A 26,950-nucleotide genomic window follows, 5' to 3' on the forward strand; every position below is an offset into this window, starting at 1 on the left:
TGCGAACGATTTTTTGCGGCGCCGCGTTCGCTCCGTCGCTCCATTTCGCGGCTGTTCTCCGTCATGCTCGGACGGCTCTGGGAGGAAAGCGACGAACGATGGAAGAACGCCAAGCGAAGGTACGAGAACGAGAGCAGCTCCGGCGCGAGCGCGCGGAGCTTTCGGCGGCGTGTCTGGGGCGCGAGCTCCGCGTGCCGCTGCGAAATCCCGCCCGCATGCTCTGGGTGTTCGCGGTGCTCCTCGTGCTCGGCTTCGCGCTCGGCCTCGCTGTCGGGCTCACGCGTGGTGACAAGACCGGCCTCGCGCTCGCCGGGTTCGGCGTGGTGCTCTTCGCGTGCGGGATCTACGCGGGCGTGCTGGCGAGGCGCTTCGGCGCTCGGCAAGACCTCGCGATCGTGCTCGGGCTGCGCACGCTGACGGTCCCGGCGCTGCCGCTCGTGCGCGGCGGGACGGTGGAGATCGCGTACGAGGATCTGGAAGGCGTCACGCTCCTGCCCTCGGGCAACCGTCTCGTGCACGTGCTGCGCACGTCGGACGGCCTCGTGCCACTGCTGCTCGACAGGCTCCCGCAAAGCGAGAAGAACACGAAGCTGCCGCTTCGGATCCACGTGCGGGCGGCGCTCGCGCGAAAGCGACCACGGCTCACGGCGACGCGGCTCGCGGCGGTGGAAGCGCAGCTCCTCCACGAAGGCCCGAGCGTCGGGGCGCTGGTGACGACGACGAACGGCGAGCCGGAGGTGATCTCGGTGGTGCACGACGAAGCTCACCTCGGCGCGTGGCTCCTCTCGGGGGAGCTCCCCGCGGAGTACGAGATGATCTGCGCGCAAGACGTGCTCGACCCGCTGGGCGACGCGCTCCGGGACGCGATCGGCGCCATGGTCGACGTCGGAGGCAGCACCGTGAAGGCGCAACGGACGAGCACCGCGGACGGGGACCGCTGAGCGAGCGCAGCGCCGGCTCCGCTTCCATAACTGCTTCCGTATCCGATCGCGCCAACCGCTCCGCTTCGCTGCCCGCCTCCGCGCCCGCCTCGTGGTACGCTTCCCCCATGGTTGCAGCACCCACCATGCCCATCCCGCCGCCGATGTCGCTCGAGCAGTGGGCCGACATGGCCGAGGACGAGCCGGGGGAGCTCGTCGATGGCTACCTCGTGGAGGAAGAGGTGCCCAATCATGCGCACGAAGCGGTCGTCTCGTGGCTCCTGTTCGTCCTCATGTCCTGGGCGAGGCCTCGGCGGGGCGTGGTGTTCGCCTCCGAGCACAGGATCGGCGTCGCGCCGACGCGCGGGCGCAAGCCGGACGTCACGATGTACCCGCCGGATACGCGCCTCGGCGCGGGGTCTTTGTCACGCAAGCCCCCGCGGCTCATCGTCGAGGTCCTCTCGCCCGATCCCCGCGACGTGCGCCGTGACCGCTTCGAGAAGGCCGGCGAGTACGCGCGCTTCGGTGTGCGTTCTTACTGGCTCTTCGACCCCGCCGCCCGCATCGTCGAGTGCTTCGACCTCGAGCCCCAAGGACGGTGGATCCGCACCGTCTCCGCCGCCTACGGGCAGGTGACCGTCCCGGGCTTCGACGATCTCGTCCTCGACCTCGACGATCTCTGGTCCGAGGTGGACCACGTCACCGCCGACGACCCCGAGGACGACCTCGCCGCCCTCTGACCCCGTCGCGGCTCACCTCCCACCCCCGATTTCCGTGCCCGTCTCCGTTTCCGCCCCGCCCGTCCCTGCGCCGGGAGCGCGGGATCACGAACGCGTCGTTCGACAGGACGAAATTCTTTGTCGCTCGTCCATAGGGCTGTGACACTCTCCCGCGTCCAAAGTAGCGCCGCACAGGTCCCCATGCGCCCTCAGGTCGGCCAGGTCATCAACAACAAGTACCGGCTCGTCCGCGTCATCGGCGATGGCGGGATGGGTAGCGTGTACGAGGCGCGTCACGAGGTGCTCGGCACCACCGTGGCGCTCAAGTTCCTCCACCCCGAGCTCTCGCGACGCCAAGGCCTCGTGCAGCGCTTCCTCCAGGAAGCGCGCGTGTCGGCGCAGATCCAGAGCCCCCACGTCGTGCGCGTCAGCGACGTCGACCAGACGTCGACCGGGCAGGCGTTCATCGTGATGGAGTACCTGGAGGGCAAGACCCTCCAGACCCTCTACGAGGAGCTCTACCACGCAGGCCAGAGGCTCTCGTACGCCGACGCGCTCGAGTACGCGAGCCAGATGCTCGACGGCGTCGAGGCCGCCCATCGCGCGGGTGTCGTGCACCGGGATCTCAAGCCCGACAACGTCATGATCACCCGCGGGTCCAAGGGCGAACCGCTCCTCAAGCTGCTCGACTTCGGCATCGCCAAGCTGAAGGTCACGGGCGAGCTCGATCGTGGCCTCACGCGGCCCGGCGTGATCATGGGGACGCCCGAGTACATGGCCCCCGAGCAGGCCTACTCCGCGGACGCGGTCGACGTTCGCGCCGACATCTTCTCGCTCGGCGTGATGGTCTTCGAGATGCTCGCTGGTCGAAGGCCCGTCGGCGGCGACGAGCCGCACCAGATCGCCTCGGCGTATCTCACGGGGCAGATCGCGCAGCTCACGGACCTCGCGCCCCACGTGCCGCCGGAGCTCGCGAGCGTCGTGCACCGCGCGATGGGGCCGAAGCCGCCCGATCGATACAACTCCGTCGCCGAGTTCCGGAGCGCGCTCGAGCCGTTCGCCGTCGGCACGCGCAGCGGCGCAGCCGTCGCCACGCCCCTGCCCGGCAGCGTCACGCCGAGGCCCGCCGTCTCGCCCGCGGGCGCGGTGACGCCCGGAGGGGCCGGCGCCTCGCCCATCCCGAAGACGCTGCCCCCCACCGACGACAAACCCCCGCCCGGGGTCAGCGAGCCGTCGATCCCGCCTCCGCAGGTCGGCGCGACGCCGCTCGGCGGGTTCGATGTGCCGCACCGGCAGCCCCACACGTCGATCGGCGAGCCGCTCGCCGAGAGCCTGTCTCCGAGCCCGCGGTACGACGCCACGGCCCCCGCCGCGCCCCTCGCCTCGCATACGGCGCCGCCGGGCGCGTACGACATGTCGCCGCGGCCCGGCGGCACCGCGATCGGACAAGCGGCCGGCGGCTACGGGCCTGTACAGACGAACTACGGCGCGGCGGGTTATCCGCCCGCGAACGGGTACCCCGCGCCGCCCGGCTACGGGCCCACCTCCCCGATGAACCCGATCGGGGCACCACGCGCGCATCAGACCCAGCAGAAGCGCAGCGGCGGTTCGTCGATCGCGCTGATGCTCCTGCTCGCCACCGCCGTGACCGGCGTGGTCGTCGGCGGCGTGTACATCGGGCAGAAGCTCACGAGCAAAGAGGAGAGCGGCAACGAGCCCGTCACGCTCCAGCAGCCGCCCACCACGGTCATCTCGTCGGATCCGGGAGCGCAGCAGCCGACCCAGACGACGGGCGCAGTGAATACGAACCTGCCGGTGCCGCAAACCACGGTGCCGAAGACGACGACCACGGTCGGCGGGACGAAGCCCCCGGGGACGACGAGCGGCACGGGGACCTCGACCCCGCAGCCCTCCGCCTCGGGGAGCACCGCGCCGACGGGCATTCCGAACCCGTTCGGCTCGAACGGCATCCCGATCCCCTGGGGAAGCACGCAGATCCCGCTCCCCTTCCCCATGCCGGGCCAGCAGCCGACGACGCAGCCGACGCCGACCACGCCGGCCCCGACGGCGCAACCGACGCCGACCACGCCGACGCCGCGGCCCTCGACCAGCGGCAGCGGTCGGCCCCGCATCCGGATCCCGATCCCGGGGCAAAACCCTTGAAGAGTTCGTCCCCGCATGCAGCCCGCAGCTCGTGAGCCCAGGAGAACGTCGGCGAGATGAGCGAACAGCAAGGTGGTCCGCCGGGCGGGCCCTACGGTCCTGGAAAAACCATCGTCGGTGAGCCGTTGTTCGGCCCCGAAGGCCCGGGCGTCGCGCCGGCCCCCGTCTACCCGGCGCCCGCGCCCCACGCAGGCGCGCCCGTGCCCAGCACGATGGTCGACGCCGGCCCCGCACAGGCCCCCGTCTACCCGGCCCCCGCGCCGCCCGCCGGCGCTCCTTTCGGCGGGGGATCGGGCACCCAGGTGGGCGGTCCGCCGCCGTATGGCGCGCCTCCCGCCGCAGGCCCGTATGGCGCACCCGGCCCCGGACCGGCTCCCTACGGCGCGCCGCCCCCGTATGGCGCGCCCGTCCCCGGACCGGCCCCTTACGGCGCGCCCGGCCCAGGCATGGGAGGGCCGCCCGCGTACGGCATGCCGCCGCCGCCCGTTCGAGCCGTTTCTTCCGGCAGCAGCGGCCCGCCGCTCGTCGCGATCGGGCTCGGGGCCGCCTTCGTGATCGGCAGCCTCTCGCTCGGTGGCTACTTCCTCCTGCGCGGCGGCTCGAGCAGCACCGCCGAGGACGCGCCGCTCGAGCCCATCACCACGCCGAGCGCCGTGACCGTCGCCTCCGATCCCCCGGCGACGGGCGACACGTCCACGCCGCCGCCCGAGGCCACGGCCGCAGCGCCCGAGCCGGTGTACACCACGTCCACCACGCCGGCCCCGAAGCCCACGGCGACCACGACGTCGACGAGCACGACGAAGCCGCCGACGCAGGTCCCCACCACGACCACGACCGGGACGACGCCCAAGCCGACGACGACCACCACGTCGACGAGCCCGCCCACGCGCCCGACGGTCTCGCTGCCCGGCACGTCCTCTCCGTCGCCGAAGCCCACGACCACGACGAAGAAGAGCATCCCCAAACCGTTTTGAGGTCCTACGGAGCCGGGAGCGGACCGAGCAGCACGCTCGCCGCGGCCTCGGCGATCTCCTCGAACGTGCGCGGCGCGCAGAGCGCCACGTCCACCACCGGATGGCTCAGCGCGAACCGCACGTGCGCGCCGACCGCGTCCCTCCGCGCAGGCGACACCACGATGCCAGGACGCTTCCCGGCGAGCGTCGCGAAGAGCTCGGCCTCGATCACGCGGCGCGAGGATTCATAGCGGATCGTCAGCACGTCCGGCGCGAGCTCGTCACAGAGCGACGCCGCGAGCGCGCCGTCGTCGCAGGCGATCCCGATCGCCCGCGCCTTCCCCTCGGCCCGGAGCTTCCGCAGCGCGGGCCACGTCTCCCCGGCCGCCCAGAGCCGCGCCCGCACCCCGAGCAGGTGGAACACGTCCACGTGCCCGACGCCCATCCCGCGCGTCACGAGCGCCCACTCCCGCGGCACCATCGCGCCGATCGGCACGTGCGCCCCGCACGCGATCACCATCCGATCACGGTGCCCCGCACGCACGAGCCTGAGCACGCCCGCCGAGAGCGCGGGCCACAGGGGCGAGGCGAAGAAGTAGTTCACCCCGAGCTCGTGAAAGGCGCGCTCGACCGCGTCCGCGTCGATGCCGCCCGAGCCCACGAGCCCGAGCGGCGAGACGCAGAGCCCCGTCGAGCCGAACGGCTTCTGCGGAAGCGCGGTCGTCATGCCTGTCATCGCCGAGCGCGCCGAGCGCCGTCCGCGCGCTCGGTCGTTCGCCGGAACGTACCACGATCGGAAGCGCGCTCGGCGGCTCTCCGCGCGGGGCGCTTGATCGAGCGGCTTGCGTCGAATAGGAGGGGCCCATGATGGCCATCCGTCGTTTGGGTTCGCTCGCGGTCGTCGCCCTCGGCGTCGTCACCGCCGCTTGTGAGAACAAGGTCCCCGAGCCGTCCGCGGAGCCTCGCGCCGCAGCGCCGCGCGAGCCGGAGAAGCCGGAGCCCGCGGACCTCATCAAGGAAGACATCACCGTCGGCACGGGCCCCGAGGCCCGGGAAGGCGACAAGGTCAAGGTCCACTACACGGGCCGGTTGCTCAAGACGAACTTCATGTTCGACAGCTCCGTCGGCAAGGAGCCGTTCGAGTTCGAGCTCGGCAAGGGCGAGGTCATCAAGGGCTGGGACCAGGGCGTCGCCGGCATGAAGGTCGGCGGCAAACGCAAGCTCACGATCCCCTCGAAGCTCGGCTACGGCGACGACGGGAGCCCGCCCAAGATCCCCGGCAAGGCGACGCTCGTGTTCGACGTCGAGCTGCTCGAGGTCGTCTCGCCCAGCCGCGGCCCCGCGGACGGCAAGGACACGAAGGCGAAGGACGCACCGAAGAAGGACGCGCCGAAGAAGTGAACGGTCAGCGCCAGGCGACTTGGCGCAGGTCTTCCCAGACCTCGCGGGCGGACTGGTAGCGGTAGGCGTCGCGACGTCGGAGGAGCTTGGCGATCACGTTGCCGACGGGCGTGCCGAGGGCCTCGGCCTTCTTGCGCGGCGCGCCCTCGGAGATCTGCCGCGTGATCTCCGGATACGCGACGTCCACGTCGATCGCGGGCTGACCCGTGTGCATCTGGTACATGAGGAGCCCGAACTGGTAGAGGTCGCTCTGCGTCGTCGTGTATCCGGCGGTGACGAGTTCCGGCGTCAGGATCTTGGGGTTCGCCACCTGTGGGCGAAACCAGCGCGTGCTGCCCTGGAGCTGATGCGACACGCCGAAGTCCGTCAGCTTGACGATCGGAGATCGGTCGAGCTGCGAGATGAGCACGTTGCCCGCGTGCAGGTCCGAGTGCACGACGCCGCTGTCGTGCAGGTACTGCAGCGTCATGAGCAGCTGGCGACAGAGCTCCACGAGCAAGAGGTCCGAGAAGGGCCGCCCGAGCAGCGCGCGCAGGCTCGTGTCGCACCGCTCGAGCGCGAGGTAGAAGAGGTAGTTGTTCTCGAACGCGTCGTGGATGTAGACGATGTTCGGATGGCGGAACTGCTCGAGGCGCCGTAGCTCCTGCGCCCACTCGTCCTTCACCGCCTGGTAGGACTTGTTCGCGGGCCGCAGCATTTTGAGCGCATACCGTTGATCGAACGGTCCGATGCACTCGTAGACCGATCCATACTGGCCGTCGCCGATGAGCGCACCGACGACGTAGGTGCCGCGGGTGGACGTGAGCGTCGTCCCCGGTACCGGAAACGGGATCAGATGCGAGCCGGTTTGATTCGCCCAGTTCACGCGACATCAATTTAACAAGAATCAGGCCGCCCGGGTCTCCTCCGCACCAAACGCGCCCAGGGCGGCGCGGGCGTCAGGCGCCTTCCTCTTCGCGCAGCATCTCCTCGGTCCCTTCACGGTCGAGCCCGAGCGCCGCGCCGATCTCGTGGATCATGGCCCGCTCCGCCTTCGAGATCGCGCCGTCGGCCGTGATCACGCCGATCGCAAGGCTCAACGCCACGCGGCAAGCGCTGGGGCTGCCGAGCGTCTGCCGCGCGCCCTCGAGCAGCGCCGCCGTGCCCGAGGCCTTCCGCGCCGCGTCGAGCCGCGTGATGAGCTGCTCCAGCTGCTCCGGCGTCACCTTGCGGTCCGTCAGCGACTGCACGCTCCGCGCGAAATGACGCTTCTCCTCGGTGCCGAACCCGCCGTCGGCGTACGCAGCGAGGTACATGAGCTCGACGAGGGCCTCGAGCTTCGGTTCGTCGAGCGTGTGCGAGGATCGCAAGGAAATGGGCGCCATGCCCCTTTCCTACACCGTCCTCGCCGAGGCCAAAAGTCCGCTGCAAAGGGCCCGGACGCCCCGGACGTCCCGAACGAGGAAAACCACCGGCGAGGGCGAGCCGTGTGTCATCCTTCGTGGATGCGCCCCTTGCACCCAGGCGCCGCCTTCTTGACGCTCGGGGCGCTCGCGCTCGCCGCCTGCGGCCCCGCGCCCGCGCCGAAGGCCCCGCCGAGCGAGGATCTCGCGGCGCAGGACATGGCTGAGATGGAAGCCTCGGCGGCGCCGCCCGCGTCCGCGCCCGAGCCGCCCAAGCTGCGCCTGCCGTGCGCCGAGAACGATCTCGTGGGCTGCACGAACGGCTGCAACGACGCGATCGTCGAGGACTGCGTCACGCTCGGCGCGATGTACATGCGCGGCGAGGTCGTGCGCCCCGACCCGCCACGGGCCATCGACCTCTTCCGCGGCGCCTGCACGAACGGCAGCGCGCGCGGCTGCATCAAGCTCGGCGACCTCTACCACGACGGCACGCTGAAGGACGATCCGACCGAGGAGGTCACGCTCTACCGCAAGGCCTGCGACGCCGGCGCGAACCGCGGCTGCCTCGCGGCCGGCAAGGCCTACCTCGAGGGGCGCGTGGTCGGTGTCGACCCGGTCTTCGCGGCGACGCTCTTCACCCGCGTCTGCGAGCGCGGCAACGCCGAGGCCTGCCTCGAGCTCGGCCGGCTCTACGATCGCGGCCACGGCGTGCGCAAGGATCCGGCCCGCGCGCTGGCGCTCTTCACGAAGGCCTGTCAGCTCGGGCTCGACGAGGGGTGCCTCACGGCCGATCCGTCGGGGGAAGTCGCGCCGCCGCGTCAGTGAACCGCCCTCGCGTGGTACGTTCGCCGGCGATGAAGGCCATCGTTCTCGCCGGGGGAAAGGGCAGTCGTCTCAAGCCGTACACGGCGCTCATCCCGAAGCCGCTCATGCCGATCGGCGACCAGACCATCGTGGAGATCCTCCTCCGCCAGCTCGCGTTTTACGGCGTGACCGACGTGACCCTGTGCACGGGCCATCAGGCCGGCCTGATCGAGGCCGTGCTCGGCGAGGGCAATCGCTACGGCGTCAAGCTCTCGTACCGGCGCGAGGAGCAGCCGCTCGGCACGATCGGGCCGCTCCGCGCGATCGCCCACGAGCTGCCCGAGCGGTTCCTCGTGATGAACGGCGACATCCTCTGCGACCTCGATTTCGCCGAGCTCGCGCGGAAGAGCGCCGAGGCGAACGCGCCGCTCACGGTCTGCGTCTTCGAGCGCGCCACCAAGATCGACCTCGGCGTGCTCGAGCTCGACCCCGAGGGGTCTGTCACGGGGTTCCGGGAAAAACCGACCTACTCGTTCTGGGTGAGCATGGGCATCTACGCGATGAGCCGCGAGACGCTCTTGCGCTTCGTGCCGGAAGGCGAGCCTTTTGGCTTCGATCAGCTCATGCACGCGCTGCTCGCCGCGCGCGAGCCGATCCAGACGCACCCGTTCCGCGGGCAGTGGCTCGACATCGGGCGCAGCGACGACTTCGCCGAGGCGCAGGAGGAGTTCGAGCAAAATCGCCTGCGTTATTTGCCCGAAACGAAGGCGTGACGGGCCGGCGCGGCCATAGGTTCTCGGACAAACCAATCTTCGACGGCCCCCTCGACGCGTGCCTGCCTGGCCCCACGTGAAGGGTGGAGGCGGCGATGCGGCCGGCGGGGTTTTCCCCCGGGAGCTCGCCCGCTGGGAGGAGTGTCCGTCATGGCGCAGAACAAAAACCAGGGGAACCAGGGCACCGAGGAGAAAGGCTCGATGACCGTGGAAGAGGCCGGCCGGATGGGCGGCCAGCGCGTGCGCGAGCTCGTCGAGGAGGGCAAGCAGGCCGAGGGCGAGCAGGGCGGAGGGTCGTCCGGCGGCAGCCAGCAACAGCAGGGCGGCCGCGGAAGCCAGAACCGCTGAGTTTTTCGGGAGCCTCCCCACGCCCCACGAGGCGAGCCGCGGCGGCCCGCTTCGTGGGGCTTTTTTTCGGGGTCTAGGCCCGCGCGATCGTCAGGACGAGCGCCTCGCCGTCGACGTTGAGCTCGCGCCGCTCGCCGGACACGGTGGAGGCGCCGATCTCGAACGAGCGGACCAGCGCTTCGCGGGCGATCTCGTCCTGGGCCGCGCGCGTGACGCGGAGGACTCGCTCGCTGCCCTCGACGGCGAGCGCGATGCGGTCCGTGAAGCCGAGGGACAGGTCCTTCCGCAGGCCCTGCACGCGCGAGAGGATCTCGCGGGAGAGGCCCTCGTCGCGAAGCGCGTCCGTGAGCGCCGTGTGGAGCACGACGACGCCCGCCTTGCCGCCGGCCGCCGCGAAGTCCTTGCCGGCCTCGACGACGACCTCGATTTCCTCGGGCCCGAGCGAGACCCGCTCGCCGTCGAGCTCGATCTCGATGGCGCCGCGCGTGACGAGCTCGGTGCGGAGCTCGGCGGCGTTCGCCTTGGCGAGGACCTGCTTGGCGAGCTGCACCTTCTTGCCGAGCTTCGGCCCGAGGGCGCGGAAGTTCGGTTTGAGCACGTAACGAACGGCCTCGCCCTCCTGCCCCGGCTCGAGGAAGCGGACCTCCTTGACGTTGAGCTCCTCGGCGATGAGGGCCTCGTGCTGCGCGAGCGCGCGCCGCATGGCCTGGTTCGAGACGATGACGTCGGCGCGCGCGAGGGGCTGGCGGACCTTCTGCTTGTTCAGCGTGCGGACCTGGAGGCCGAGGCTCACGAGCTCGCGGACGGCGCGCATCTCGGCGGCGAGGCCCTCGTCGATCGCGGCGAGGTCGGGCTCGGGGTAACTCGCGAGGTGCACGCTCGCGGGCTGGGACGTGGGCCACGGGCCGCGGACGAGCGTCTGGTAGAGCTCCTCGGCGATGAATGGCGTGAACGGGGCTGTGAGGTGCGCGATGGCCACGAGCGCCTCGTACAGCGTGAAATACGCGTCGCGCTTGTCGGCGAGGGCCTCGGCCGAGACGTTCTCCGCGGGCGACCAGAAGCGCGCGCGGCTCCTCCGGACGTACCAGTTCGAGAGCGCGTCCACGAAGTCGACGAGCCGCTGCGCCGCCTCGTACAGGCGGTAGTTGTCGAGGTGCTGCGTGACCTCGCGGGTCGTGAGGGCGAGCTCGGAGAGCAGCCAACGATCGAGCAAGCTGCGCTCGCGGGCTGGCCGGTAGCCCTCACTCTTCGCGAGATCCGCGGGCGAGACGCCCTTCGCGTCGGGGTTACCGCGGGCCGGATCGAAGCCGTCGATGTTCGCGTAGATCGCGAAGAACGACCACACGTTCCGGATCTTGATCGCGTACTCCTTCTGCGCTGCGCGGACGTTCGTCAGCGAGTGACGCGTGTTCGTCCACGGGGGCGAGGACGCGTAGAAGAACCAGCGGAACGCGTCGGCGCCGGGCGCGGGCGTCGAAGGATCTTCGACGAAAACGCGGTTCTCCTGGGCGAGCCGCGGCACGTCCCTGGGCAAAACGCGGAGCGCGTCGCGGGCGGGGGTGAGCCCGAGGGCCTCGATGTCCGACGTGTGCATCACGATGATGCGGCGCGGGAACATGCCCATGCCCGACGTCGGTCGGAGCGTGATCTCGAGCGCCTCGTTCGGCCGATCGGCGCGATAGAGTTTTACCTTGGTGCTGTCGCCCTGCAGATCGAGGCCCTCGTAGTCCTCACGCGCGATGCGGGCGACGCCCTTCTGCACGTCGCGCTGATCCTTCAGCGGGTCGTCCTGATCGGAGCAGACCGCGAACTCCATGCTGACGCGGTCGAGGATCACCTCGGGCGGCGTGTAGTTCCCCTTCTGCTTGCTCTCCTTCTTGCCCTCGCGATCGCCGACGTGCCCGAGCACCACGCAGGTCTGGTACGGGTGCGGAAAGCTCCGGATGCGCGAGAGCCCCAGCGATTTCTGCGTCTCCTCGTCGAAGACGAGCGTCGAGATCATGAGCAGCGAGTAGAACCAGCCGCGGGTCTGATCGATCGCCTCGCTGATGAAGTCGGCCGGGAAGGCGCGGTCGAACTTCTCCTTCGAGCCTTCCGCGTGCGGAAATCCCCACTGCGCGAACGGCATCGCGCCCGAGTCGAACCAGCAGTCGATGACCTCGGAGACGCGCCGGTAGGTGCCGGGCTCGCCGGGCTTCTGGTAGGTGATCTTGTCGATCCAGGGCTTGTGCACGAGCAGGTGCTCGGCCGTCTTCGGGTGCGCGCTCGCGAGCTCGCGCTCGACCTCGGCCACGTTGTTGCCAGGCCGCTCGCGCAGCGCCTTCACCGAGTCGATCGCCTCCATCGCGCCCGTCTGGTCGTTCATCCAGATCGGCAGCGGCGTGCCCCAGTAACGCTCGCGCGAGAGCGCCCAGTCGACGTTGTTCGCGAGGAAGTCGCCGAACCGGCCCGTCTTGATGTGCTCGGGCAGCCAGTTGACCGTCTGGTTGTTCTCGATCGCCTTGTTGATCAGCGCTGTCGTGCGGATGTACCAGGCCGGGCGAGCGTACTGGATGAGCGGGTCTTCCTCGGCGCGCCAGCAGAACGGGTACTCGTGGCGATAGACCTCGGCATGCACGAGCTTGCCCGCCTGCGCGAGGTCCTTCTGCAAGCCCTTGTCGGCGTCCTTCACCCAGCGGCCCGCGTACTTGCCCATCTCGTCGATGAACGTGCCGTCGGGCTTCACGGCGCAGAACGGATCCTTCGGCGTCTTGCCCGCCGCGAGGAGCTGCCGGTGGGCGCCGTAGTCGTCCTCGCCGAACGCGGGCGCGACGTGGACGATGCCCGTGCCGGCGTCGAGCGTGACGAAATCCGCCGCGATGACCGCGTGTACGGCCTCGTACGCCGATGCTTCCTTTGCGTAGAGATCGAACGGCGGCACGTACTTCTTGCCGACGAGCGCCGATCCCTTGGTGGTCGAAAGAACCGGCAGATCCTTGCCGAGCTTCTTCGCGAGCGCCTCGCGCAGGCCCGCGGCGACGACGAGCTTTCGATCGCCCGCGTCGACGACCACGTAGTCGAAGTCCGCGCGGACCGCGGCGTACATGTTCGAAGGCAAGGTCCACGGGGTCGTCGTCCAGACGCAGAGCGCAGTCGACGGATCGTCCACGAACGGGAACGCTACGAAGACGCTCGGATCGTCGACGGGCTTGTAGCCCTGACCGACCTCGGCGCTGGAGAGCGCGGTGCCGCCCTGCGCCCACCACCAGACAACCTTGTGCCCCTGGTAGAGCAGGCCCTTCTCGTAGAGCTTCGCCAGCGCCCACCAGACGCTCTCGACGTAGCTCCGGTGGTACGTGACGTACGCGTCGGGCAGGTCGACCCAGAAGCCGATCTTGTCCGTCAGCTTCTCCCAGGCATCCGTGTAGCGGAACACGCTCTCGATGCAGCGCGCCACGAAGGGCTCGACGCCGTACTTCTCGATGTCCGCCTTGCCGTGGATCCGCAGCTCTTTCTCGACCTCGACCTCGACCGGCAGGCCGTGTGTGTCCCAGCCGGCTTTGCGGGGCACGTCGTAGCCGCGCATGGTCTTGTAGCGAGGGAACACGTCCTTCACGGCGCGCGTGAGGACGTGGCCGTTGTGCGGCATGCCGTTCGCCGTCGGAGGACCCTCGTAGAAAACGAACGTGCCCTTCGACGGGCCCGTGGCGCGCGTCTCGGCCGAGAGCGTCTTCTGGAAGATGCCCTCCCTCTTCCAAAACGCGAGGATCTCGGCCTCGTCCCTCGGGAAATCGAGCTCGGGCCTTACGGTCTTGAAGAGGTTTTTCCGGGAAGATTCGCGGCCTGACATGGTCGGCTGCGCTTAGCACGTTTCGCCCCGGAAGGGCGTCGAGCACGCCCGCTTCCCACGTTTCCAGGCCGTTCAGGGGGGTGCGGGGAGCGGCGATCCGAGCTCGGCGAGCTCCTGCCGGGCACGCTCGGCGTGGCGGCTCGAGGGGTAACGCGTGGCGAGGAAGCGCAGCGTGGTGATGCGCGCCTCCTTGTCGCCTCGCTCGCGGAACTGCTCGGCGAGCTGATAGAGCGCGTCTTCGGGCGGCTCCTCCATGGCCTTCTCGGGATCGGGATCCCGCGCGCATTGAAAGGGGGCGGTGGCGAAGGCGCCGAGGGCGAGGGCCGCGATCGGCGCGCGGAGGAGCGGGAGGAGCACGGAGGCATCGTCGCCGGGCCGATTCCGCTGTCAACGATCCCGTGAGGCGGGTGCGGCAGGGACGATGGTAGGTGGTCAGGCCAAACGGCGAGACCACCATTGAAATTGCGACTGGTTCCGGATCGTTGCGTAACGACGCACGCAACACGCGGCATGGCGCGGCACGCGATCCGAGGAGCGGAGACCTCAGTTGAGGCCCGGGGTTGCTGCCCGCAAGCCTCACTGAAATCAGGCGACAAACGTGATTTGGCCCGATCGTTTGTGGTCCGTCGCCGGCACAGTCCGTGTATAGGTAGGGTCTCGTGTCTGCTGCCGCCGGAGACATACAGCGATGCGGCGGACATCTTCGGGTCACTCCAGGGCGACGTCTTCCGTCGAGCCTTCCTTTGGGCGGACTCCGACACGACAATTCGAGAGGTCAATCACGCGATGCGAACTTCCAAGGGACATAGGTGGCTGCTCTGCGCGGCGGCGCTGGGGTCGATCGCGGGCATCGCCGCGCCGGCAAGTGCGGACGATCTCGCCATCAACCGGTTCTACCCCGCCCCGGCCGGTGATCGGTTCTTCGGCGCTCAGTCGCCCTACGTGGCCGGCGAGCTCACGCCGCACGCCGCGCTCATCGTCGACTACGCGCACAACCCCCTCGTGCTGCGTCGCCAGAGCGACGACGAGTCGCTCGGCTCGGTCGTGAGCAACCAGCTCTATTTGCACCTCAACGGATCGTTTGCGCTGTTCGAGCGGCTGCTCGTCAACGTCGACGTGCCCGTCGCCCTCTACCAGAACGGCGAAAATCCGACGAACACGCTCGGCATCAGCTCGCCGAGCGGCGCCGATTTCGGCGACCTGCGCCTCGGCCTTCGCCTGCGCGTGGTCGGCGACTACGACAGCATCTTCCAGCTCGGCATCGGCGGCTACGTCTGGGTGCCGACGGGCACCGGCTCGTTCGTGACGGACGGCAACGTGCGCGGCCTGCCGCAGGTGATCGTGGGCGGTAAACACGACCGGTTCGTGTACTCGGTCGCGGTCGGCCCGGAGATTCGCCCGGATCAGAACTACTTCAACAACGTCTTGCTCGGTACGACGTTCGTGGCGGGCGGCGGCATCGGCTTCCTGCTCGGCGAGGAGCGAAACTTCCAGATCGGCCCCGAGTTCAACATCGTCGCCTCGATGCGCGACACGACGCGGCAAAGCCTCAACGCAGAGGCGCTCGTCGGCGCGAAGTATCGCTTCGCGGAGAACTTCGAGGCGGGCATCGCCGCCGGCCCCGGCCTCGCCTCCGGCATCGGTACGCCGGACTTCCGCGTCGTCGGCTCGCTCGCGTACACGCCGAAGTGGAAGGCGAAGGACACGGACGGCGACGGCATCGTCGACAAGGAGGACGCCTGCGTCGACGTGAAGGGCGTGAAGCACTCCGACCCGGCGAAGAACGGCTGCCCGGCGGATCGCGACAACGACACGATCCTCGACGTGCAGGACGCCTGCCCGGATCTCAAGGGCGTGGCGAACGCGGATCCGAAGAAGAACGGCTGCCCGCCCGACAGCGACGACGACGGGATCTACGACGACAAGGACGCCTGCCCGGACGTGAAGGGCGTGTCCGATCCCGATCCGGCGCGCAACGGCTGCCCGCCCGACAAGGACAAGGACGGCATCATCGACGCGCAGGACGCCTGCATCGACGTGCCCGGCGTGTCCGATCCGGATGCGAAGAAGAACGGCTGCCCGCCGGACAAGGACAACGACGGCGTGTACGACGCGCAGGACGCGTGCCCGGACATCCCCGGCATCAAGACGAACGATCCGGCGACGAACGGCTGCCCCGGCGACACCGACGGCGACACGATCCGCGACGACAAGGACGCCTGCCCGAACGAGAAGGGCAAGCCCGATCCGGATCCGAAGCAGAACGGCTGCCCGAAGGCGGTCCGCGTCACCGAGACCGAGGTCATCATCCTGCAGCAGGTGCAGTTCGACACGGCCAAGGCGACGATCCGCAAGGTCAGCGATACGCTGCTCGACGAGGTCGCGGCCGTGCTCAACGAGCACCCGGAGCTCATCAAGGTCGAGGTCCAGGGCCACACCGACAGCCGCGGCTCGAAGCAGCTCAACACGAAGCTCTCGCAGGCGCGCGCCGACGCGGTGAAGGCCGCGCTCGCCAAGCGCGGCGTGAGCGCGGATCGCATGTCGACGATGGGCTACGGCCCGGATCGTCCCGTGGGCGACAACGCGACGGAGGAGGGCCGCCAGGCGAACCGCCGCGTGCAGTTCGTCATCCTCGAGAAGAAGATGAAGGACGGCTCGATCAAGAAGTACGAGAACGTCGCGCCGCCTCCGCCGCCGCCCGCCGCGCCGAAGGGCGCTGCCCCGGCCGCGCCGAAGGGTGCTGCCCCGGCCGCGCCGAAGGGCGCCGCTCCCGCGCCTGCGGCCCCGAAGGGTGCCGCTCCCGCGCCTGCGGCTCCGGCCCCGAAGGGTGCTGCTCCCGCGCCTGCCGCGCCGAAGAAGGCTGCACCGGCTCCCACCAAGAAGTGACGGAAGCGGAGCGTCCGCGAAGGCGGGCGCTCCGTTTCACCCACGGTCCGGAGGCTCGAAAGGGCCTCCGGGTCCCTAGCTTCGTCGCCTCGGCTCGCTCCCCTGAGGTCGGGCCGAGATCCGCGTGGCGTAAGGCTTCAGAGAGCCGCGCCACCTCACCAAAAGACGGTCGGTCGGGCCGTCGAGCAATCCGTTGGAACACCAAAGGACTGCGACAAGGGATCAGACATGAGAAGACATTTGCTTTTGGCGGGCCTCGCGAGCGTGACGGCGCTCGGGATTTGCGCCCGCGACGCGGCTGCCGCGCCGAACTTGCGCGTGCAGGTGGATCAGAAGGGCGACTTCATCCTCATCGGCAACACGCTCGGGCATGACTGCGCGGGCCCCGCGCCTCTCCTGCCCGCCGGCGTGAACGTCGCCACGGGCTGCACGAACACGCCGGCCGACAACGACAGCGGCATCGACCTCCTCTGGCAGTCGCAGGAGCCGCTCCCGACGCAGGCGTCCGCGAACACCTCGATCACGGCGGCGCAGGCGCGGAGCACCGCGATCCTCACGATCCCGGCCGGCGCGACGGTCACGCACGCGTACCTCTACTGGGGCGGGACGCGCAGCTCCTCGGGCGCCGACACCACGGCCACGCTGGATCGCCCGAACGGCTTCAGCCAGAACCTGACGGCGGGCCAGGCGTACACGTCGACGAACAACTCCTACCAGAGCGTCGTCGACATCACGTCGATCGTGCAGGCGGAAGGGTCCGGCGCATACCGCGTCTCGGGCGTCGACGTGGAGCCGACGAACGGCATCATCGACGAGACCACGTTCGCGGCCTGGTGGATGGTCGTGCTCTACGAGCGCGCCTCGGATCCGCCGCGCAACCTGGCGATCTTCGACGGGCTCGACGCCGTGGGCAACGGCAACCCGCAGAACGTGACCCTCTCGGGCTTCAACGTGCCGCCCGCGTTCGCGAACGCGAGGCTCGGCGTCGTGGCCTTCGAGGGCGACACGTCGGTCTCGGGAGACTCGTTCTCCTTCAACAACGTGCAGCTCTCGAACGCGCTGAACCCCGCGACCAACTTCTTCAACCGCACGCGGACGAACCTCGGGGCCGCCGTGACGGTGGCGGGTGACCTGCCCCAGCTCGACGGCACGGCCGGCAGCTACTCGGGCATGGACATGGACATCGTGGACATCACGGGCCAGCTCACCGCAGGCCAAAAGTCCGCGCCGATCTCGGCGACGAGCACCGGTGACGTCTACTGGCTCGCCGGGTTCGTGACCTCGATCCCCACGTTCAAGCCCGATTTCACGACGTCTGTGAAGTCGGCCGTCGACGTGAACGGCGGTGCGCTCCTCGTAGGGGACGTCGTCGAGTACACGATCGTCGCGACGAACACCGGCAACGACACGGCCATCAACACCGTGCTGGTGGACCCGATCCCGATGGGCGTGACGTACGTGCCGGGCTCGATCGAGGTCGTGTCGGGCCCGAACACGGGCGCGAAGACGGATGCGCTCGCCGACGATCAGGGCGAGTACAACGCCGCGACGAACGAGGTGCTCATCCGGCTCGGTACGGGCGCGAACGGCACGAACGGCGGGACGATGCTCGTCAACGACACGACGACCGTGAAGTTCCGCGTGACCGTGAACCCGGACGCGACGGGCACGATCCTGAACCAGGCGACCATCACGGCCGCGGGCCAGACCGGCGCGCCTGCCCAGGACACGCCCACCGACGGCAACGGTCCGTCGCCGGACGAGCCGCCGACGCCGATCTACATCGATCAGTGCGAGTCGGACATGAACTGCATGGCGCCCACGCCCGTCTGCAACGTGGCCGGGACGCCGAACACCTGCGTCGAGTGTGTGACGGACACGCACTGCAGCGGCGCCACGCCGACCTGTGATGCCGCGACGAACACGTGCGTCTGCGTGCCCACGGGCGCGGAGATCTGCGACGGCCTCGACAACGACTGCAACGGCACCGTCGACGACGGCTTCAACGTCGGCATGGTGTGCTCGGCCGGCGTCGGCGCCTGCCAGACCGCGGGCGTCTTCGAGTGCTTGCCGAACGGCACCTCGGCCTGCAACGCCTTCCCGGACGAGCCCGGCGTCGAGACCTGCAACAACATCGACGACAACTGCGACGGCGTCACGGACGACGGCTTCGACCTCGGCATGGCGTGCTCCGCTGGCGTCGGCGCTTGCATGGCGTCGGGCGTCATCGCCTGCGACGGGTCGGGCGCGTCCTCGTGCAACGCGGTCCCCGGCACGCCCGGGACCGAGATCTGTGGCGACGGCATCGACAACGACTGCGACGGCCAGACCGACGTCAACTGCCAGGACTCCGACGGCGACGGCATCTCCGACGACGTGGAGACCCAGAACGGCACGGATCCGAACGACGCGGACTCCGACGACGACGGCGTGATCGACGGCGAGGAGCCGCAGTGGAACGTCGACACGGACGGCGACGGCCTCATCAACGCGCTCGATCCGGACAGCGACGACGACGGCCTCTTCGACGGCACCGAGCTCGGCAAGGACTGCGCGAGCCCGGCGACGGATCCGGACGCGCAAAGCTGCCGCGCCGACGCCGATCCGAGCACGACGACCGATCCGCTCGACGCAGACACGGACAACGGCGGCGTGCCCGACGGCGACGAGGACACGAACCTCAACGGCAAGATCGACGACGGTGAGCGGGATCCGAACGATCCGGCCGACGATTCGAACGCGCCGACCGACAGCGACGGCGACGGCCTGAGCGACGATCTCGAGGAGCAGATCGGGACGAACCCGAACGACGCGGACTCGGACGACGACGGCCTCATCGACGGCGAGGAGCCGAACCCGAGCGCGGATACGGACGGCGACGGCCTGATCAACGGGCTCGATCCGGACAGCGACAACGACGGCCTCTTCGACGGCACCGAGAGCGGCAAGGACTGCTCGAACCCGGCGACGGACACGTCGAAGAACAAGTGCATCGCGGATGCGGATCCGACCACGAAGACCTCGCCGCTCGACGCGGACACCGACAACGGCGGCGTCATCGACGGCTCCGAGGACGAGAACCGCAACGGCGCCGTGGATCCGGGCGAGCTCGATCCGAACGATCCGACGGACGACACCACGAAGCCGGACACGGACGGCGACGGGCTGACGGACGACTACGAGAACGAGATCGGTACGGACCCGAACGACGCGGACTCCGACGACGACGGCGTGATCGACGGCGAGGAGCCGAACCCGACGGACGACACCGACGGCGACGGGAAGATCAACGCGCTCGATCCGGACAGCGACGGCGACGGGCTGAAGGACGGCACGGAGATGGGCAAGAACTGCTCGAACCCGGCCACGGACACGGCGGCGAACAACTGCGTCGCCGACGGCGACAACGGCGCAACGACGACCTCGCCGGTCGATCCCGACACCGACGACGGCGGCGTGAACGACGGCGACGAGGACACGGACAAGGACGGCGTCGTCGATCCGAACGAGCGGGATCCGAACGATGCGACCGACGACAACATCGTGCCGCCCATGGACTCGGACAACGACGGGCTCACGGACGACGAGGAGGCCGATCTCGGGACCGACCCGAACGACGCGGACTCCGACGACGACGGCGTGCCCGACGGTCAGGAGCCGAGCCCCGGCGACGACACGGACGGCGACGGGAAGAAGAACGCGCTCGATCCGGACAGCGACAACGACGGTCTCTTCGACGGCACCGAGCTCGGCCTGGATTGCTCGAACCCGGCCACGAACGCCGCGGCCGAAACCTGCATCCCCGACGGGGACAAGGGCGCGACGACGACCGATCCGCTCGACGCGGACACGGACAACGGCGGCCTCAAGGACGGCGAAGAGGACGCGAACAAGAACGGCGTGGTCGATCCGGGTGAAAGCGATCCGCTCGATCCGGTCGACGACGCCCCCGAGGGCATCGTCCTGACGGGCAACGGCCTCTGCGCCGCGCGGCCCGGCAACGATGCGACGCCTGGCGTGGGCTTCCTGCTCGCGCTCGCGGCGGGGACGGCGCTCGTCCGCCGCCGACGGCGCAGCTGATGCCGTAGGGAGCTCTCCGAGCGCGGAAGGCCGCGCACGGGAGTGATGAGGCGCCGCGGTCCTTTCGAGGGCCGCGGCGCTTCGTTTTTGGAGAGGGCGAACCTCGCGTGTCCCGACGGCACGCGGGAGCGCGTGCGCGCATCTCGCCCCCACGTGGAGCGCCGTCGAGGGGATGGTGGTATCCTTCCCCGCATGCGCGTTCGAGGCTCCCTGCTTGCGCTGTCACTTGCCTTTGCCTTGCCGGCGGCGCTGTTCGTATCGCCACACTCGCCCTACACGGGCCCGAGAGAAGCCGCGGCGGCGGTCTCGGTGGTCGTCTCGCTCGATGAGCTCGTGACGAGCTCGTCGTACGTCGTCGTCGCGAAGGCGGCCGAACGACAGAGCATGTGGGAAGACTCCCCGAGCGGCCGGCGGATCGTCACGTACACGCGACTCGACGTGGAGAGCTCCGTCGTCGGCGAGCCTGGGACGCAGGTGTGGGTGAGGACGCTCGGCGGCGTCGTGGGGGACGTCGGGCAGTGGGTCTCGGGCGAGGCGGTGCTCAAGCCCGGAGAGCGCTCGCTTTTGTTTCTGCACAAAACGCCTGCCGCCGTCGTCGTGACCGCGATGGCGCAGGGGCATTACCCCGTGATCACCACGGAGGGGGGCGTGCTGAAGCTCGCGCCGAGTCCGGACGCAGGGACGATCCTGCCGCGGACCGGGCCCAGCATCGGCGCGCGTGAGTTGCTCGTGGGAGCGACGCTTTCGCGCGCGCTCGTGACCATCGAGGAGGTGAAACGTGCGCCACGCGAACGCAAGTAATCGGGGACGGCTCGCGTCTTTCGCGCTCGGGCTCTCGCTCGTCGCGGCGGTGACGTTCTTCGCGCCGACGGCGTCGGCCTATTGCCGCACGACGAGCTGCAAGGGCATCGGGACCGGCGCGCGCTGCACGCCCGTGCGCCCGACCGACTGCGGCGTCGAGCTCTTCTGGAAGAGCCCGTGCGTCGGCTTCAACATGCAGAGGGACGCGTCGGTGCAGATCGATGTCGACGACGCGACGCAAATCTTCGAGGAAGCCTTCAAGAAGTGGACCGACGCCGATTGCGGCGACGGCAAGCACCCGCGCATCAAGGCCGTGAACCTCGGTCCCGTGGAGTGCCACGCGCACGAGTACAACAAGAAGGCCGGCAACGCGAACGTCATCCTCTTCCACGACGACGTGTGGCCGCACGCCGGCGCGGGGAGCACGCTCGCGCTGACCACGGTCACGTACAACGTCGACACCGGCGAGATCTACGACGCCGACATGGAGCTCAACGGGGCGAACGTGGAGTTCACGACCGGGATCGACAACGTCCTCTACGACCTGCCCTCGATCGCGACGCACGAGACGGGGCATTTCCTGGGCATGTCGCACTCCGCGGACGGCACGGCGACGATGTTCGCCGACTACACGCCAGGCTCGACGGAGCTCAGGTCGCTGGAGAACGACGACATCGAGGGCATCTGCGCGGCCTATCCACCCGGCGATCCGATCCCCGCCTCGTGTGATCCAACGCCACGCCGCGGGCTCGAATCGCAGTGCAATCCGGAGCCGATCCCACCCGATGACGGGGGGAGCTGTTGCGCGACGGCCCCGGGGACGCCTCGATCGGCAGGCGGGACCGCGCTCGCGGCCCTCGCCCTCGCCCTCGGCCTCGCGGCGAGGCGCCGCGCCGAGCGCGCGCGTCCATGACGAGCCCTGAAGCGCCGCCGTACGAGGTCCTCTGGGTCGACGAGGCGCACGCGCTCGGTGGCGCGCTCGAGCGCGCCATGCAGGCCAAGGCGATCGCGGTGGACGTGGAGGCGAACGGCCTCTTCGTCTACCGCCCGCGCCTCTGCGCCGCGCAGATCGCCTGGGAAGAAGGGGATACGACGGTCGTCCTGATCGTCGACACGCTCGCCACGAGCGCGGCGGCGCTCGGCCCCCTCCTCGGCCCCGAGGGGCCCATCAAGGTGCTGCACGATCTCACGTTCGACGCGCGCATGCTCGCCGAGTTCGGCGCGCCGCTCGCGCGCGCGCGAGACACCTCGGTCACGGCGCGATTCCTCGGCCAGAAGGCGACGGGGCTCGCGTCGGTGCTCGCGGCGGAGCTCGGGGTCGTGCTCGACAAACGGTTTCAGCAGCACGACTGGTCGAAGAGGCCGGTTTCGCCGGCGGAGCGGCGTTACCTCGGGGACGACGTCGCGTATCTCCTGAAGCTCGATCGGGCGCTCGCCGCGAAGGCGTCCGCGATCGACATCGAGGCCGAGATCGAGGAGGAGTGCGCGTACAAGCTTCGCGCGGCGCTCGCGCCGCCGCGGGAGACGCGCCCCTCGTACGTGCGGGTCAAGGGCGCGCAGAAGCTCGATCGTCCGGGCCGCGCTGCGCTCCGGAGCCTCGTGGCCGCGCGCGAGGTGATCGCCGAGGCCGCCGACGTGCCGCCGTTCAAGATCGTCACGAACGAGATCCTGCTCGAGCTCGCGCGGATGCGTCCGACGTCGATGCCCGAGCTCGGCCGCGTGCCAGGAGCGCTCTCGGGTCGCTCGGGGAGGCACGCGGCGCGGTGGCTCGAGGCGATCGCGCATGGCACCGCCGAAGGGGACGTGCCGCCCGAGGAGCAAGCGCACTTCGAGGTCGTGACGATCGATCGGAAAGAGATCGCGCGGCGGCGCGAGATCGAGGCGAAGATCAGCGCGTTCCGGCGCGCCGAGGCGAAGCGCCGCGGCGTCGACGAGCAGGCCGTGCTGCCTGGGCATTGCGCGCAGGATCTCGCGAGCATCCTGCTGACGGCCGCCGGGGAGGATGCCGCAGCGACGCTCACGCGGATCGCCGCGATTCCGGGCCTCGGGGCGAAGCGGGTCGAGCGGTATGGCAAGCGCATGGCGTCGCTGCTCTCGGCGCCGGGCGAGTCGTCCACGCAGGCACGAGGAAGCGCGCCGCGCGAGGATTCGTGAGCGGGGCGGGCGCGCCGCTGCTCGTCGTCGCGGGCGAGGCTTCGGGGGATCGCATCGCGGCCGAGGTGCTGCGCGCGCTCGGGCCGGCCGTGCGCGCCTTCGGGATCGGGGGGCGCGGATGCCGGGCGCAGGGCATGGAGACGCTCGCGGAGACGTCGGACGTCGCTGCGATGGGTACGCTCGACGTGCTGCGCAAGGTGCCGGCGCTCGGGAGATCGCTCGGCGCGCTGATCGGCAGGATCCAGAAAGACCCACCACGCGCCGCGCTGCTCGTGAACTTCACGGAGCTGAACGCGCGGCTCGGGCGGGCGCTCCGGCGACGCGGAACACGCGTGCTCTGGGTCGTCGCGCCGCAGGTCTGGGCCTGGCGCGCCGGGAGGATCCACGCGCTCCACGACGCCGTCGATCGGCTCGCCGTCGTCCTGCCGTTCGAGGAGCCGCTCTGGCGCGAGGCGGGGTACGACGCGCGGTTCGTGGGCCATCCGTCGGCCGAGGCGCCACGCCTGCCCCGCGAGGTCGCGCGCGCCCGGCTCGGGCTCGCGAAGGGGCGCGCCGTCGCCGTGCTCCCGGGCAGCCGTGCCGGCGAGATCACGCGCCTCGCGCCGCTCTTTTGCGAGGCGGCCGCGATGCTCACGGCGCGCGGCGACGCGGACGAGGCGCGCGTGCTCGTGGCCCCGTGGCTCGACGCGCGAGCGCGCGGCGAGCTCGAACGAGCGGCCCGCCGCGCCGGGGTCGAGATCGCCGAAGCCGACGCGGAGCACGGCGCATCTCCGCTGCTCGGCGCCTTCGATCTCGCGCTCTGCGCCTCGGGCACGGCTTGCCTCGAGGCGGCGCTCGCCGGGCTGCCGACGGTCATCGGCTACCGCGTCGATCCCCTCACCTACGCGCTCGCCCGCCGCCTCGTGCGGACCCCGCACATCGGCCTACCGAACGTCCTGCTCGGCCGCCGCGCGTACCCCGAGCTGCTCCAGGACGCGGCCACGAGCCACTCGCTCGCCCGGGCTGCCGCTTCCCTGACGAACGACGCGCCAAAGGCACGCGCGAAGGCCGACGCCGGCGCGCTCGATGCGCTCCTCCGGCCCCCTTCCCCGGGTCCGTTCGGCGCACGCGTCGCGGCCTTGCTCGATCCGTGGCTCTGATCCTTTGACCGCAAACGATCACGTGCGCGGCAAGGACGTCCCCGACGCGGTCCGCTTCTCCGGCTTGGCCCGCATCGCCTCGAAGGCGCTCACGACCTCCTGGGAAAATTCTTCCACCACCGCGCGGTGCGTCGCGAGCCCGCCGTCGAGCCCTGCGCGCGCCTTCTCCAGCGCGGCGCTCACGTGCTCGGCCCGCTGCCGCGAGAGCACCCGGAACGCGAGGATCCGCCCCGCGGGGACCGCGATGAGCGCGATCGTCGCCGGCGACCAGGCGAAGGCCGGCGCCGCACGCGTGATGGAACCGAGGTCCGTGAGCGGTGAGCGCGAGAGCCACGCGGCGAGCGCGATCTGGTAGCCCTCGGCGACCGTCGAGGGGAGACCGTCGCACATCTCGTGCAATGGCACCCGCTGCGTATCCACGTGCACGCGCCGCAGGTTTTGCCACATCAAGAGCCGCTTCGGCGGAGGCACGCCGCGGAAGCTCGCCGAGCCCGTCCACCAGCGCACCGACGTATCCGCGCGGTGGAGCTCCATCACGCGGGCGAACGTCGCGTGACGAGCGAGCGCCGCGCCCACGTCATGCGGCGGCGGAATCTGGCCACACAGATCGAACACGCTCCGCACGAGGCGCATGTAGCGCCCCTTCGTGAAGAGCCCGCCGAGCTCGTGGTTCGTCACCTGCAAGATGTCGTTCAGCGCCGCGGCGAGGGCCCACTCGTGCGCGTCGAGATCCGGCAACGTGTCGACCGGTGCGAGGAGCCGCGCGCGCCTGACACGCGCCACGTCGATCCGCGAGCGCACGTCCGCGTCGACGATGTGCCTCCCCTCCCCGAGCTTCGTCCCGAGCTGCCCGAACGGCCGCGCGAGGCGCAATTTTCCGCCGAGGACGAGGGGCGTGACGATCCCCGTGGCGAGCTCCTCGAACCGTTCGTCGTCGCTCGCCAAGCTAGCCTCCGCTGCCCGCGCCCCCGGGGAGCGCAGGAAGAGCGCCGTCGTCGCTCGCCGTGACGTCCCGCAGCGGCCTGAGGCCCACGCCGCCGAGCGTGACCTCGGGCAGCTCCGTGGCGAGCGCCGACGAGAGCGCGTCCGTGAAGCGATCGGCCGCGAGCGGGAGCCACGCCTGCGCTTCGAGCACGGCCGCTTCGAGCGAGACGAACCCTTCCTCGGGCACGCCGAGCACGGTGCCGTCGCGACCGATGAAGAGCACCTGCCCCGGCGGCGCGCCGAGCGAGCGGTAGAGCACGTCGGGAGCGACCGCGGGCACCACGTCGTAGCCTGCGGGCACGTAGAGCTGCTTGTGGACCTCGCGGAAAAACTGGCCCACGGGGATGCCCTCGATGCCCGTCGGATGCCGGACGATCGCGCCGCGCTCGGTGAACGCGACGCGCGCCGCGCGCAGGCTCTCCGGCCCGAGCGCGTAGGCGATGCGGCGCAGCACGGGCAGGTCTTCGGCCTCGACCCAGGTCGCCGTGACATGGCGCCACGGATCGAGCGTGGGCACGAGGCGAAGCGCGACCGAGACCGAGGTCGTCGGCTGGGCGCTCGCGCGCGCGGCGGCCACGTCCTTGCGCATCTCCATGCGCGCGAAGGCGCGCACGTCGCCGAGCGCGGGCAGCTTCGGGATCTCCAGCGGATCCAGGCCATGACCACGGAAGAGCACGAGGCCCGTCTCCGCGAAGACGGGGCACGCGCGGAGGTTCACGGGGTGCCGGAAGCCCACCTCCACGGCCGTGCCCGGCGCGGCCGGCATGAACATCGAGAGGCCCGGCGTGCGCGTGAGCAGCGGGATCATGCGCTCCGGCAGCTCGGGCACGCGGAAGAGGTACCGAACCACCGGGCCATCGTCGAAGCTCGACGCGGGCGGCCACTCGGCAACGCCGACCTCGGCCGTCACGCCCGAGCGCACGAAGTAGTGAATCAGCGCCGGCCCGAGCCCCGCCTCCGCGGCGAGCCAGCGCGGCCCCGGTTCACGCCCCGTCGAGGGATCCGCGTGCGGCTCGAGGCGCAGCACGAGCGAACGCACGTCGATCTTCCGCTCCGTCTCGTAGCTCTGCGAAAACGTGTTGTGGTAGAGCCAGAGCGTCGCGTCGCCCGCGCTGATCTGCGCGACGTCGTAGCCGAAGGGCGCCGCCGCGTCGCGATACTGGACGAAGTGACGGCTCGTCCCGGTGAACGTGTACCCGCCCGCCAGGCGCGCGATCTCGGCGATCCGATCCATGCGATCGCTCGTCTCGGCCGCGAAGGTCAGCGTCACCTCGCGCGCGCCGAGCTTCGAGCGCACGACCTCGATCGCGAGCGACCGGAGGATGTCGGCGAGCGAGCCCTGCCTCGTGTAGAGGGCGAGGAACGCGACGAGCCGATCGATCGAGGGCAAGAGGACCACGCCCTTCGCGCCGAGCGCGACGCCGCGCGCGTCCAGGCCGAGGCCCGGTGTGCGGAGCCTCGTCTGGTGGACCGCGACCCGCTCGAGCATGCGCTAGCTCCTCTTCGCGTCTCGTGCGCTCGCCGGTTCACACGAATCCGGGCGGACGCGTGGCCGTGAGGCTAGGGTCTCGGCCCGAGACCGTCAAGCGAGCGCTCTCCTTTGCACCTGCCGCC

At 70.2% G+C, this 26,950-nt stretch carries 21 protein-coding genes; 14 read left to right on the forward strand and 7 right to left on the reverse strand.

The features are described from left to right. Positions 1-98: 98 nt before the first annotated feature. The 4 genes from QHF83_RS07045 (at position 99) to QHF83_RS07060 (ending at position 4,776) form a co-directional block, all read left to right on the forward strand. A complete protein-coding gene (locus QHF83_RS07045; protein WP_282416982.1) occupies positions 99-941 on the forward strand; it encodes a hypothetical protein in 843 nt (280 codons plus the stop codon). Between the two features lie 107 nt (positions 942-1,048). Further along, positions 1,049-1,660 carry a Uma2 family endonuclease gene (locus QHF83_RS07050; protein ID WP_282416983.1) on the forward strand — a complete coding sequence of 204 codons (612 nt, stop codon included), beginning with the start codon at positions 1,049-1,051 and terminating at the stop codon, positions 1,658-1,660. 180 nt (positions 1,661-1,840) lie between these two features. Further along, on the forward strand, positions 1,841-3,802 hold the full coding sequence (locus QHF83_RS07055; RefSeq protein WP_282416984.1) for a serine/threonine-protein kinase: 1,962 nt from the start codon (positions 1,841-1,843) through the stop codon (positions 3,800-3,802). 56 nt (positions 3,803-3,858) lie between these two features. Then, positions 3,859-4,776 (forward strand): hypothetical protein, encoded by a 918-nt coding sequence (locus QHF83_RS07060; protein WP_282416985.1) that lies wholly within the window; start codon positions 3,859-3,861, stop codon positions 4,774-4,776. 4 nt (positions 4,777-4,780) lie between these two features. Here QHF83_RS07060 and QHF83_RS07065 read toward each other — a convergent pair whose 3' ends face one another. Then, on the reverse strand, positions 4,781-5,482 hold the full coding sequence (locus tag QHF83_RS07065; protein ID WP_282416986.1) for a hypothetical protein: 702 nt from the start codon (positions 5,480-5,482) through the stop codon (positions 4,781-4,783). A gap of 137 nt (positions 5,483-5,619) precedes the next feature. Here QHF83_RS07065 and QHF83_RS07070 point away from each other — a divergent pair, with 137 nt between their 5' ends. Next, positions 5,620-6,156, forward strand: coding sequence for an FKBP-type peptidyl-prolyl cis-trans isomerase (locus tag QHF83_RS07070; protein ID WP_282416987.1), 537 nt, complete (start codon positions 5,620-5,622; stop codon positions 6,154-6,156). 4 nt (positions 6,157-6,160) lie between these two features. Here the strand turns inward: QHF83_RS07070 and QHF83_RS07075 are convergent, their stop codons facing one another. Next, positions 6,161-7,021 (reverse strand): serine/threonine-protein kinase, encoded by an 861-nt coding sequence (locus QHF83_RS07075; RefSeq protein ID WP_282416988.1) that lies wholly within the window; start codon positions 7,019-7,021, stop codon positions 6,161-6,163. A 73-nt stretch (positions 7,022-7,094) separates the two neighbouring features. After that, positions 7,095-7,520, reverse strand: coding sequence for a tellurite resistance TerB family protein (locus QHF83_RS07080; RefSeq protein ID WP_282416989.1), 426 nt, complete (start codon positions 7,518-7,520; stop codon positions 7,095-7,097). A 120-nt stretch (positions 7,521-7,640) separates the two neighbouring features. On the opposite strand from QHF83_RS07080, the gene QHF83_RS07085 reads away from it, so the two are divergent. The 3 genes from QHF83_RS07085 to QHF83_RS07095 all read left to right on the forward strand — a co-directional run bounded on the left by QHF83_RS07085 (position 7,641) and on the right by QHF83_RS07095 (position 9,463). Further along, positions 7,641-8,363, forward strand: coding sequence for a tetratricopeptide repeat protein (locus tag QHF83_RS07085; RefSeq protein WP_282416990.1), 723 nt, complete (start codon positions 7,641-7,643; stop codon positions 8,361-8,363). A gap of 29 nt (positions 8,364-8,392) precedes the next feature. Beyond that, on the forward strand, positions 8,393-9,115 hold the full coding sequence (locus QHF83_RS07090; protein ID WP_282416991.1) for a nucleotidyltransferase family protein: 723 nt from the start codon (positions 8,393-8,395) through the stop codon (positions 9,113-9,115). Positions 9,116-9,265: 150 nt separating this feature from the next. Beyond that, complete coding sequence (locus QHF83_RS07095) at positions 9,266-9,463, forward strand: hypothetical protein (protein ID WP_282416992.1); 198 nt, start codon at positions 9,266-9,268, stop codon at positions 9,461-9,463. A gap of 73 nt (positions 9,464-9,536) precedes the next feature. Here QHF83_RS07095 and ileS read toward each other — a convergent pair whose 3' ends face one another. Continuing rightward, on the reverse strand, positions 9,537-13,292 hold the full coding sequence (ileS, locus tag QHF83_RS07100) for an isoleucine--tRNA ligase (protein ID WP_282416993.1): 3,756 nt from the start codon (positions 13,290-13,292) through the stop codon (positions 9,537-9,539). Positions 13,293-13,364: 72 nt separating this feature from the next. After that, positions 13,365-13,649, reverse strand: coding sequence for a hypothetical protein (locus QHF83_RS07105; RefSeq protein ID WP_282416994.1), 285 nt, complete (start codon positions 13,647-13,649; stop codon positions 13,365-13,367). A gap of 429 nt (positions 13,650-14,078) precedes the next feature. Here QHF83_RS07105 and QHF83_RS07110 point away from each other — a divergent pair, with 429 nt between their 5' ends. The 6 genes from QHF83_RS07110 (at position 14,079) to lpxB (ending at position 24,352) form a co-directional block, all read left to right on the forward strand. Then, a complete protein-coding gene (locus QHF83_RS07110) occupies positions 14,079-16,178 on the forward strand; it encodes an OmpA family protein (protein ID WP_282416995.1) in 2,100 nt (699 codons plus the stop codon). Positions 16,179-16,406: 228 nt separating this feature from the next. Then, positions 16,407-20,258 carry a MopE-related protein gene (locus tag QHF83_RS07115; protein ID WP_282416996.1) on the forward strand — a complete coding sequence of 1,284 codons (3,852 nt, stop codon included), beginning with the start codon at positions 16,407-16,409 and terminating at the stop codon, positions 20,256-20,258. Positions 20,259-20,450: 192 nt separating this feature from the next. Beyond that, positions 20,451-21,059, forward strand: coding sequence for a hypothetical protein (locus QHF83_RS07120; protein WP_282416997.1), 609 nt, complete (start codon positions 20,451-20,453; stop codon positions 21,057-21,059). Next, positions 21,037-21,972 carry a matrixin family metalloprotease gene (locus QHF83_RS07125; protein WP_282416998.1) on the forward strand — a complete coding sequence of 312 codons (936 nt, stop codon included), beginning with the start codon at positions 21,037-21,039 and terminating at the stop codon, positions 21,970-21,972. Before QHF83_RS07120 ends, QHF83_RS07125 begins: the two co-directional genes overlap by 23 nt. Then, positions 21,969-23,213, forward strand: coding sequence for an HRDC domain-containing protein (locus QHF83_RS07130; RefSeq protein ID WP_282416999.1), 1,245 nt, complete (start codon positions 21,969-21,971; stop codon positions 23,211-23,213). Before QHF83_RS07125 ends, QHF83_RS07130 begins: the two co-directional genes overlap by 4 nt. After that, entirely contained in the window at positions 23,210-24,352 is a 1,143-nt protein-coding gene (lpxB, locus tag QHF83_RS07135; RefSeq protein WP_282417000.1) for a lipid-A-disaccharide synthase, read from the forward strand. Before QHF83_RS07130 ends, lpxB begins: the two co-directional genes overlap by 4 nt. Positions 24,353-24,370: 18 nt before the next feature. Here the strand turns inward: lpxB and QHF83_RS07140 are convergent, their stop codons facing one another. Then, entirely contained in the window at positions 24,371-25,297 is a 927-nt protein-coding gene (locus QHF83_RS07140; protein WP_282417001.1) for a hypothetical protein, read from the reverse strand. A gap of 1 nt (position 25,298) precedes the next feature. Then, complete coding sequence (locus tag QHF83_RS07145) at positions 25,299-26,825, reverse strand: hypothetical protein (RefSeq protein ID WP_282417002.1); 1,527 nt, start codon at positions 26,823-26,825, stop codon at positions 25,299-25,301. Positions 26,826-26,950 lie beyond the last annotated feature (125 nt).

It is taken from the genome of Polyangium sp. 15x6, assembly GCF_029960785.1.
GTDB lineage: Bacteria > Myxococcota_A > Polyangia > Polyangiales > Polyangiaceae > Polyangium.